Origin of the sequence: Actinotalea sp. C106 (genome assembly GCF_023630195.1) — a bacterium.
Classification (GTDB): domain Bacteria; phylum Actinomycetota; class Actinomycetes; order Actinomycetales; family Cellulomonadaceae; genus Actinotalea.
Genome location: NZ_JALPKN010000104.1, coordinates 1 through 10119, shown reverse-complemented (window position 1 = coordinate 10119; position 10119 = coordinate 1). Strand labels below are relative to the sequence as shown.

Sequence of the window (10119 nt, the reverse complement as noted above, 5' to 3'; positions counted from 1 at the left end):
CGATCCGACTTATGGACCGCCTGCTGGCCGGGGCAGACGCGGCGACGGCGGCCCTGGCGGGGGACGGCGGGCCTGCCGCGGCCGAGGCCATCCGCACCACCGACAGCATCGCGAAGACCGTGCACCTCGAGCGCGCGGGCTGGTCCGTCGGCGGCATGGCCAAGGGCGCCGGGATGCTCGCTCCGGGGCTGGCCACCATGCTCGGCGTCCTGACCACCGACGCCGTCGTCGAGCCCGCCACCCTGGACGCCGCGCTTCGCCACGCGACGCGGCTCACCTTCGACCGGGTGGACTCCGACGGCTGCATGTCGACCAACGACACCGTCCTGCTGCTGGCCTCGGGCGCCAGCGGGGTCGAGGTCTCGGCCGCCGAGCTGACCGAGGTCGTGACGGCGGCCGCGGCAGACCTGGCTCGCCAGCTCGTGGCCGACGCCGAGGGGGCCAGCCATGACGTCGCGGTCACCGTGCGGGGTGCCGACTCCGAGCAGGCCGCCGTCCTGGTGGCCCGGGCCGTGACCCGCTCGAACCTGGTCAAGGCCGCGGTCTTCGGCAACGACCCGAACTGGGGCCGGATCCTCTCCGCGGTCGGCACGGTGCCGGTCGAGCACGCGGCCTTCGAGGCCGACCAGGTCGACGTGAGCATCAACGGTGTCATGGTCTGCCGGGCCGGAGGGCTGGGCGAGCCCCGCGAGCTGGTGGACATGGCGGCCGCGCGCGAGGTGCTCGTCGAGATCGACCTGCACGCAGGGCAGGCCGAGGCCACCGTCTGGACCAACGACCTGACCCACGACTACGTCCACGAGAACAGCGCGTACTCCACATGAGCGAGAACACCGTCCACCCCTCGTCGCCCCCGGATCTCGCCGGGCTGCGACCCGAGCAGAAGGCCGAGGTGCTCATCGAGGCCCTGCCCTGGCTCGAGCGCTTCGCCGGGGCCCTCTTCGTCGTCAAGTACGGCGGCAACGCCATGGTCGACGACCGTCTCAAGCGTGCCTTCGCCCAGGACATGGTCTTCCTGCGGATGGTGGGGCTCCACCCCGTCGTCGTGCACGGCGGCGGACCGCAGATCTCGAGCATGCTCGCCCGGCTGGGCATCGAGAGCGAGTTCCGCGGCGGCCTGCGCGTGACGACGCCCGAGAGCATGGACGTCGTGCGGATGGTGCTGACCGGCCAGGTCTCGCGCGAGCTCGTCGGGCTGCTCAACGCCCACGGCCCGCACGCCGTCGGCCTGTCGGGGGAGGACGGTGGACTGCTCCAGGCCCGACGCCGGACCGCGACCGTCGACGGCCAGCAGGTCGACGTGGGCCACGTCGGCGACGTGGTCGAGGTCGACCCCCGTGCGGTGCGCGACCTGCTCGACGCCGGGCGCATCCCCGTGGTCTCGACCGTCGCCCCGGACGTCGACGACCCCACCCAGGTGCTCAACGTCAACGCCGACACCGCCGCGGCCGCGCTCGCCGTGGCCCTCGGCGCGACCAAGCTCATCATCCTCACCGACGTCGAGGGGCTCTACACCGACTGGCCGGACCGCTCCTCCCTCGCGAGCACCATCCGGGTGACCGAGCTCGCCCACCTCCTGCCGAGCCTCGAGTCGGGCATGGTCCCCAAGATGGAGGCCTGCCTGCGGGCCGTCCGGGGCGGGGTGCCGCAGGCGCACGTGGTCGACGGGCGGCAGGCCCACTCGGTCCTCACCGAGGTCTTCACCTCCCGCGGCACGGGCACGATGGTCCTGCCCGACGACGTCCGGACCGGTGCCCTGCCCACCGTCGCCCCTGGAGGTGGCTCATGACCTCCCTCGAGCACCACGGCGCCGACGGGGGAGCGTCGGTGGCGCGGTGGACCGAGCGCTACGGCCAGGCGCTCATGAACACCTTCGGCACGCCTCGGCGGGTCCTCGTGCGCGGGGAGGGCGTCTACGTCTGGGACGCCGACGGCCGCCGCTACCTCGACCTCCTGGCCGGCATCGCGGTGAACGTGCTCGGCCACGCCCACCCCACGCTGACCGCAGCCATCAGCGCCCAGCTCGGCACCCTGGGGCACGTGTCGAACTTCTTCGCGACACCGACCCAGGTCGCCCTGGCCGAGCGGCTCGTCGAGCTCACCGGTGGCGACCGGACCAGCCGGGTGTTCTTCGCCAACTCCGGCACCGAGGCCAACGAGGCCGCGCTCAAGATGGCCCGACGCACGGGCCGGCCTCGGGTGCTGGCCCTCGAAGGGGCCTTCCACGGCCGGACGATGGGCGCCCTGGCGCTGACGCACAAGGCGGACTATCGCGAGCCCTTCGAGCCGCTGCCGGGCGGGGTCGAGTTCCTGCCCTTCGGGGACGGCGAGGCTCTCGAGCGGGCCATGGGGGAGGACGTCGCAGCCCTCGTGCTCGAACCCGTGCAGGGCGAGGCCGGGGTGCGGCGCCTCCCGGCGGGCTATCTCGCGCACGCCCGGGCCCTCACCGAGCAGCACGGGGCCCTGCTGGTGCTCGACGAGGTCCAGACCGGGATGGGGCGCACCGGGCACTGGCTCGCGCACCACGACCCGGACCTCGGCGGGGGCGTCCGGCCCGACGTCGTGACCCTCGCGAAGGGGCTGGGCGGAGGGTTCCCGATCGGCGCGGTCGTCGCCCACGGGGAGCGTGCGGCGAGCCTCCTGGGAGCCGGGCAGCACGGTACGACCTTCGGCGGCAACCCGGTCGCTGCGGCCGCGGCCCTCGCGACGATCGGCGTGCTCGAGCGGGACGGCGTGCTCGAGCAGGTCAGTGCCGTCGGCGCGCAGCTGGTGGCAGACCTGCAGCAGGTCCCGGCTGTCGCCGAGGTCCGTGCCGCGGGCCTGCTGGTGGCGGTCGAGCTCCGCGGCCCCGTCGCCGCGCGGGTGGCCGACCTCGCCCTGGAGGCGGGGTTCGTGGTCAACCCCGTGACCCCGACGGCGCTGCGCCTCGCGCCTCCGCTGATCATCACGACCGAGCAGCTGCGGACCTTCGTCGCCTTCCTCGAACGCCTGCCCGCCGAGCTCGCCACCCCCGACCACGACCAGGAGGAGCACTGATGGTGCGCCACTTCCTGCGCGACGACGACCTCTCCCCGGCTGAGCAGGCCGAGGTCCTCGCCCTGGCCCTGAGGCTCAAGGCGGACCGCTTCGCCGCCCGCCCCCTCGAGGGGCCCCGCACGGTCGCGATCCTCTTCGACAAGCCGACCCTGCGCACCCAGGTGTCCTTCACCACCGGGATCGTCGAGCTCGGCGGCCACCCCATGGTCGTGGACGGCAAGCTCGCGCAGATCGGTGTCCGCGAGTCCGTCGCGGACACCGCCCGCGTGCTCGGGCGGCAGGTCGCCGCGATCGTGTGGCGCACCTTCGAGCAGGCCCGGCTGGTCGAGATGGCCGACCACGTCGAGGTCCCGGTGGTCAACGCGCTCACCGACCAGTTCCACCCGTGCCAGGTGCTCGCGGACCTGCTGACCGTCGCGGAGCACACCCCCGGGGGCCTCGAGGCCCTTCCCGGCCGCCGGCTCGCCTACCTCGGGGACGGGGCCAACAACATGGCCCACTCCTACCTCCTGGGAGGGGCCACGGCAGGCCTCCACGTCACGATCGCGACCCCCGCCGACCGGCTCCCGGACCAGCACGTGCTCGCCGACGCCGAGGCGATCGCGCGCTCGACAGGCGGTTCGGTGGCCGTGACCCAGGACGCGAGCGCCGCCGTCCTCGACGCGCACGTGGTCGCGACCGACACCTGGGTCTCCATGGGCGACGAGGTCTCGGCCGCCGAGGCCGAGGCCCGGTACCTGCCCTTCCAGGTGGACGCCGCACTGATGGCCCGGGCGGACCCGTCCGCCGTCGTCCTGCACTGCCTGCCCGCCTACCGCGGCAAGGAGATCACCGCCGAGGTCCTCGAGGGCCCGCGGTCGGTCGTCTTCGACGAGGCGGAGAACAGGCTCCATGCCCAGAAGGCCTTGCTGGCCTGGGTGCTCGGGAGGTGACGGCCGTGGACCACGCGGTGACCTCGGGGCTGCCCACCACCAAGACCGCCCGGCACGCCCTCATCGCCCGGGTGCTGGCTCGGACCGCGGTGCGCTCGCAGTCCGAGCTCGCGGCGGCCCTCGCGGCCGAAGGGTTGTCCGTGACCCAGGCGACCTTGTCCCGTGACCTCGTCGAGCTGCGCGCCGAGCGGATCCGCTCGGCCGACGGGAGTCTCGCCTACGCTCTGCCGGCCGAGGGCGCCGACCGTCGGCCCCAGCAGGCGCTGGACACCGAGCTCCTGGCTGCCAGACTGGCCAGGTTGTGCGCCGAGCTCCTGGTGACCGCTGAGCCCTCGGGCAACCTGGTGGTCCTGCGCACCCCTCCGGGGGCCGCGCAGTTCCTCGCCTCGGCGATCGACCACTCGGTGCTCCCCGGAGTGCTCGGGACGATCGCCGGCGATGACACCGTCCTGGTGATCGCGCGCGACGACCACGGGGGCGACGCCGTCGCGCGCCGCTTCCTCGACCTCGCGGGGGGCTGAGCATGCCTGCTCGCGCCCCGCGCCCTGACCTGACCCGTACCCCCTGCCAGAGAGAGAACTGTGATGACTGAACGTGTTGTGCTCGCCTACTCCGGAGGTCTCGACACCTCGGTCGGCATCGGCTGGATCGCCGAGGCCACCGGGGCCGAGGTGATCGCCGTGGCCGTGGACGTCGGCCAGGGCGGCGAGGACCTCGAGGTCATCCGGCGTCGCGCCCTGGACTGCGGAGCCGTCGAGGCCTACGTGGCCGACGCGCGCGACGAGTTCGCCGAGGAGTACTGCATGCCGGCGCTCAAGGCCAACGCGCTGTACCTCGACCGCTACCCCTTGGTCTCGGCCATCTCCCGCCCCGTCATCGTCAAGCACCTGGTCCGTGCCGCGCGCCAGTTCGGCGCCTCGACCGTGGCCCACGGCTGCACGGGCAAGGGCAACGACCAGGTGCGTTTCGAGGTGGGCATCACCTCGCTGGCCCCGGACCTGCGCTGCCTCGCCCCGGTCCGCGACCTCGCCCTGACCCGCGACAAGGCGATCGAGTACGCCAACAAGCACGCGCTGCCCATCGAGACGACCAAGCACAACCCGTTCTCGATCGACCAGAACGTGTGGGGTCGGGCGATCGAGACCGGCTTCCTCGAGGACATCTGGAACGCCCCGACCAAGGACGTCTACACCTACACCGACGACCCGACCTTCCCGCCGGTCGCCGACGAGGTCACGATCACCTTCGAGGCCGGGGTCCCGGTCGCGATCGACGGCGTGCAGGTCACCCCGCTGCAGGCCATCCAGGAGATGAACCGTCGGGCAGGAGCCCAGGGCGTCGGCCGCATCGACATCGTCGAGGACCGTCTCGTCGGCATCAAGTCCCGCGAGGTCTACGAGGCCCCGGGGGCGATGGCCCTCATCGCGGCCCACCAGGAGCTCGAGAACGTCACCGTCGAGCGTGAGCAGGCCCGCTTCAAGCGCGGCGTCGAGCAGCGGTGGACCGAGCTGGCCTACGACGGCATGTGGTTCTCCCCGCTCAAGCGGTCCCTGGACACCTTCATCGAGGACACCCAGCGCTACGTCTCGGGGGAGGTGCGCATGCTGCTGCACGGTGGCCGCGCGACCGTCACCGGCCGACGCAGCGAGTCGAGCCTGTACGACTTCAACCTCGCCACCTATGACACGGGCGACACCTTCGACCAGTCCCACGCCAAGGGGTTCATCGAGATCTACGGCCTCACCGCCAAGCTCTCGGCGGCCCGCGACGTCAAGTTCGGCAACCACGTTGACCTGGGTGAGGGTGAGCTCCCGGCCATGGGGGACCGTGCCGATGGCTGAGCAGTCCGCACGCGTGAGCCTCTGGGGCGGCCGGTTCGCCGGTGGCCCCGCCGACGCCCTGGCGGCGCTGTCGAAGAGCACGCACTTCGACTGGCGGCTCGCCGTCCTCGACGTCACCGGCTCGGTGGCCCACGCCCGGGTGCTGCACCGGGCCGGGCTCCTGGACGACGCAGAGCTCGCCGGCATGGTCGAGGCCCTCGAGCGGCTGCGCGCCGACGTCGAGAGCGGGGCCTTCCTGCCCGCCCCTGACGACGAGGACGTGCACACGGCCCTCGAGCGTGGCCTGATCGAGCGTGCCGGCCCCGACCTCGGGGGCAAGCTCCGGGCCGGACGGTCGCGCAACGACCAGATCGCGACCCTCGTACGGATGTACCTGCGCGAGCAGGCACGTGCCTTGGCCGTCCAGGTCCTCGACGTCGTCGACGCCCTGACCGACCAGGCCGCGGCGCATCCGGAGGCCCCTATGCCGGGGCGGACCCACCTGCAGCACGCCCAGCCCGTCCTGCTCGCGCACCACCTGCTCGCCCACGCGTGGCCCCTGCTGCGCGACGTCGAGCGCTGGGTCGACTGGGACGTGCGGGCGGCCCAGTCCCCCTACGGCTCCGGAGCCCTGGCGGGCTCGTCCCTGGGCCTCGACCCCGCTGCGGTCGCTGCCGAGCTCGGCTTCGACGGGCCGGTGGAGAACTCGATCGACGGCACGGCGAGCCGGGACGCGGTGGCCGAGTTCGCCTTCGTGAGCGCCATGGTCGGCATCGACCTGTCGCGCCTCGCCGAGGAGGTCGTGCTCTGGGCGACCAAGGAGTTCGGTTTCGTCCGGCTGGACGACGCCTTCTCGACCGGGTCGAGCATCATGCCGCAGAAGAAGAACCCCGACGTCGCCGAGCTCGCTCGTGGGAAGGCCGGGAGGCTCGTCGGTGACCTCACGGGGCTCCTGACGACCCTCAAGGGGCTGCCTCTCGCGTACAACCGGGACCTGCAGGAGGACAAGGAGCCCGTCTTCGACCAGGTCGACACCCTGAGCCTGCTGCTGCCGGCCTTCGCCGGGATGGTCGCGACCCTCACCTTCGACACCCGACGCATGGCTGACCTCGCCCCCCAGGGGTTCTCCCTGGCGACGGATGTCGCGGAGTGGCTGGTCCGGAGCGGTGTGCCGTTCCGGGTGGCCCACGAGGTCGCCGGCAGCTGCGTGCGCCGTTGCGAGGAGCAGGGCACCGAGCTGTGGGACCTCACCGACGCCGACCTCGCGGAGATCTCCGAGCACCTGACCCCGGCGGTGCGCGAGGTCCTGACCGTCGAGGGTTCCCTGGCCTCCCGCTCGGCCACGGGCGGCACCGCTCCGGTGCAGGTCGCCCAGCAGCTCGCCCGGGCGCGCGCCCGCTCGGTGCAGCTCAGGGCGTGGGCCACGGCGTGACCTCGGTCTCGGCCCTGGCCGGGCAGGTCCGGGCTTCGGCGCCGCGCCTCGGGCCGGTGCGTCTGGTCTGCGTGGACGGTCCGGCCGGTTCGGGCAAGACGACGCTGGGCGCGGCCCTGGCCCGTGAGCTGGGCTGCCCGCTGATCCACATGGACGACCTGTACGCGGGGTGGTCCGGCCTCGACGAGGACCTGAGCCAGCGGCTGGGTGATCAGCTGCTCGCGCCTCTCCTGGACGGCCGGACCGCCCGCTACCAGCGGTACGACTGGGTGTCGGGGTCCTTCGCCGAGTGGCACGACCTCCCACCGACCGAGTGCCTGGTGCTCGAGGGCTGCGGGAGCGGGCAGCGGGTCGTCGCCGAGCACGCCGTGCTCGTGGCGTGGGTCGACGCGCCCGCTGACCTCCGCCTGGAGCGGGGCCTGCGGCGGGACGGCACCGAGATGCGTGAGCAGTGGCTGCGGTGGATGGGTCTCGAAGCCGTGCACTTCGCCCGGGAGGGGACCCGTGAGCGGGCGGACGTCGTCGTCGACGGCCGCCGGGACCTCGCGCCGTGAGCGACGAGGCCGAGCTCTGCTCGATCGACCGGGCCTGGCTCGAGCGCCCGGTGCTCGAGCTCGCCCCGGCGCTGCTCGGCGGCACCGTCACCGTGCAGAGCACGGCCGGGACGGTGGCTGTGCGCCTCACCGAGGTCGAGGCCTACGACGGCGCCGAGGACCCCGGGTCCCACGCCTTCCGCGGCCGCACCGCACGGAACGCGAGCATGTTCGGCCCCGCTGGGCACCTCTACGTCTACCGCCACCTGGGGCTGCACCACTGCGTCAACCTCGTGACGGGGCACCCGGGTGCGGCGGCGGCGGTGCTGCTGCGCGCGGGGGAGGTGGTCGCCGGTCAGGACCTCGCCCGCGAGCGTCGCCGTCGTGCGGGTGTCTGCCGGACCGACGTCGACCTGGCGCGCGGACCGGCGCGGCTCGCGGTGGCGTTGGGCCTCAGCCTCGGGGACGACGGGGTCGGGGTCCTCGACCCCGCGGGACGCGTGAGCCTCCTGCGTGCGGAGCACCCACCGCCGGCGCTCCAGGGGCCCCGGGTCGGCGTGAGCGGCCCAGGAGGTGACGCACGCCTGCACCCTTGGCGGTTCTGGATCGAGTCCGAGCCCAGCGTGTCGGCGTACCGGCCTGGCGCCCCACGCCGTCCGCGCACGGCACACTAGGTCTGGCAGATCGGCGACGGAGGAGTAGACGGTGCACATCCTGGACGAGCTCGAGTGGCGAGGCCTGCTCGCGCAGACCACCGACGCGCTGGCCCTGCGTGAGGCCCTCGATGCGGGTCCGATCACGGTCTACTGCGGCTTCGACCCCACGGCTCCGAGCCTGCACCACGGACACCTGGTGCAGCTCGTGCTCCTGCGGCACCTGCAGCGCGCGGGGCACCGCGTGCTGGCCCTGGTCGGCGGCGCCACCGGCATGATCGGTGACCCGCGGATGTCCGGGGAGCGGGTGCTGAACACCAAGGAGACGGTCGCCGAGTGGGTCGAGCGCCTGCAGGGCCAGATCTCGCAGTTCCTGGACTTCGAGAGTGACAACCCCGCCCTGATGGTCAACAACCTGGACTGGACGGCGGACCTGGGAGCGATCGAGTTCCTGCGGGAGGTCGGCAAGCACTACCGGCTCGGGACGATGCTCGCCAAGGACACGGTCGCCCGCCGGCTGGCCTCCGACGAAGGCATCTCCTTCACCGAGTTCAGCTACCAGATCCTGCAGGGGATGGACTACCTCGAGCTGTACCGCCGGCACGGCTGCACCCTGCAGACCGGGGGCAACGACCAGTGGGGCAACCTGCTCTCGGGGGTCGAGCTCATCCGCAAGAGCGAGCAGACGGCGGTGCACGCCCTCACGACCCCCCTCATCACGAAGGCCGACGGAACGAAGTTCGGCAAGTCCGAGGGCGGCGCGGTCTGGCTGGCCCCGGACATGATGAGCCCGTACGCCTTCTTCCAGTTCTGGCTCAACACGGGGGACGAGGACGTCGTGCGCTTCCTGCGGACCTTCACAGACCGCAGCCCTGAGGAGATCGCAGAGCTCGAGCGGAGCGTCCGGGAACGGCCCCAGGCCCGCGAGGCCCAGCGCGTCCTGGCTCACGAGGTCACCGGACTCGTCCACGGCGAGGAGGCGACCGACAAGGTGGTCACCGCGAGCAAGGCGCTGTTCGGCCGGGGCGACCTGGGCGAGCTCGACGAGACGACCCTCGAGGCGGCCGTCGCCGAGCTCCCTCGCACCGCGATGTCGCGCGGGGGATCCGAGGTCGTGGACCTGCTCGTGGCGACCGGTCTGGTTGCCGGGCGCGGGGCGGGCCGGCGCGCGATCACCGATGGTGGGGTCTCGATCAACAACGAGAGGGTCTCCGCCGAGGACGCCGTGGTCGGACCGGCGCAGCTGCTGCACGGGCGCTGGGCACTTCTCCGCCGTGGCAAGCGGACGCTCGCGGTGGCCGAGCTCGCCCAGCACGGGGACGGGAGACCCACCGAGCGCTCAACCGAGGCCGCTGACCTGCAGTGATGCAGCGGGCGACCCCACTGATGCGTCCTCAGGCCGGCGCGGTGACGAGGGTCACCGGTGCCGAGTTTGACGCCACCGGGCGCCGCGCGTAATGTTCTGGACGTCGCCCCGAGAGGGGAGGAACGGACAGCGGGAGATCATCCCGCCGGCCGGTCCCCGGAGGGCGGCCACCCCTGACAAGATGCAAGGCACCTTGGTGCCCTGACGATCATGTCGGGACCCATACAGGATCTAGCTGAGACCTAGTGGTCACGGCAGGCTCCTGGAGGGGGTAAGGTTGAACGGTTGCCTCCGGACGGGCCTTGAGGGCCTGGATGGATGCGCGTCTGTTCCTTGAGAACTCAACA

At 72.6% G+C, this 10119-nt stretch carries 10 protein-coding genes; all 10 read left to right on the top strand.

From position 1 onward, the window contains the following. Positions 1 to 824, top strand: an 824-nt coding sequence (locus tag L0B03_RS08915; RefSeq protein ID WP_250445459.1) for a bifunctional ornithine acetyltransferase/N-acetylglutamate synthase, incomplete at its 5' end; no start/stop codon positions are given. Beyond that, the gene (gene argB / locus L0B03_RS08910) at positions 821 to 1789 is read left to right on the top strand and encodes an acetylglutamate kinase (RefSeq protein ID WP_250445458.1); all 969 of its coding nucleotides are present in this window, start codon (positions 821 to 823) and stop codon (positions 1787 to 1789) included. The genes L0B03_RS08915 and argB, both read left to right, overlap by 4 nt. Continuing rightward, positions 1786 to 3036 carry an acetylornithine transaminase gene (locus tag L0B03_RS08905; protein WP_250445457.1) on the top strand — a complete coding sequence of 417 codons (1251 nt, stop codon included), beginning with the start codon at positions 1786 to 1788 and terminating at the stop codon, positions 3034 to 3036. The genes argB and L0B03_RS08905 overlap by 4 nt, the downstream gene beginning before the upstream one ends. Continuing rightward, entirely contained in the window at positions 3036 to 3968 is a 933-nt protein-coding gene (gene argF / locus L0B03_RS08900) for an ornithine carbamoyltransferase (RefSeq protein WP_250445456.1), read from the top strand. The genes L0B03_RS08905 and argF overlap by 1 nt, the downstream gene beginning before the upstream one ends. Before the next feature lie 5 nt (positions 3969 to 3973). Next, a complete protein-coding gene (locus tag L0B03_RS08895; RefSeq protein ID WP_250445455.1) occupies positions 3974 to 4489 on the top strand; it encodes an arginine repressor in 516 nt (171 codons plus the stop codon). 63 nt (positions 4490 to 4552) lie between these two features. Next, positions 4553 to 5809 carry an argininosuccinate synthase gene (locus L0B03_RS08890; RefSeq protein ID WP_250445454.1) on the top strand — a complete coding sequence of 419 codons (1257 nt, stop codon included), beginning with the start codon at positions 4553 to 4555 and terminating at the stop codon, positions 5807 to 5809. After that, on the top strand, positions 5802 to 7220 hold the full coding sequence (argH, locus tag L0B03_RS08885) for an argininosuccinate lyase (RefSeq protein WP_250445453.1): 1419 nt from the start codon (positions 5802 to 5804) through the stop codon (positions 7218 to 7220). The genes L0B03_RS08890 and argH overlap by 8 nt, the downstream gene beginning before the upstream one ends. Beyond that, positions 7205 to 7774: a (d)CMP kinase gene (locus tag L0B03_RS08880; protein ID WP_250445452.1), complete on the top strand. Its 570-nt coding sequence runs from the start codon at positions 7205 to 7207 to the stop codon at positions 7772 to 7774. The genes argH and L0B03_RS08880 overlap by 16 nt, the downstream gene beginning before the upstream one ends. Continuing rightward, positions 7771 to 8427, top strand: a complete 657-nt coding sequence (locus L0B03_RS08875; RefSeq protein WP_250445451.1) for a DNA-3-methyladenine glycosylase — start codon at positions 7771 to 7773, stop codon at positions 8425 to 8427. The genes L0B03_RS08880 and L0B03_RS08875 overlap by 4 nt, the downstream gene beginning before the upstream one ends. 31 nt (positions 8428 to 8458) lie before the next feature. Next, positions 8459 to 9772 (top strand): tyrosine--tRNA ligase, encoded by a 1314-nt coding sequence (tyrS, locus tag L0B03_RS08870; protein ID WP_250445450.1) that lies wholly within the window; start codon positions 8459 to 8461, stop codon positions 9770 to 9772. The last annotated feature ends 347 nt before the right edge of the window (positions 9773 to 10119 follow it).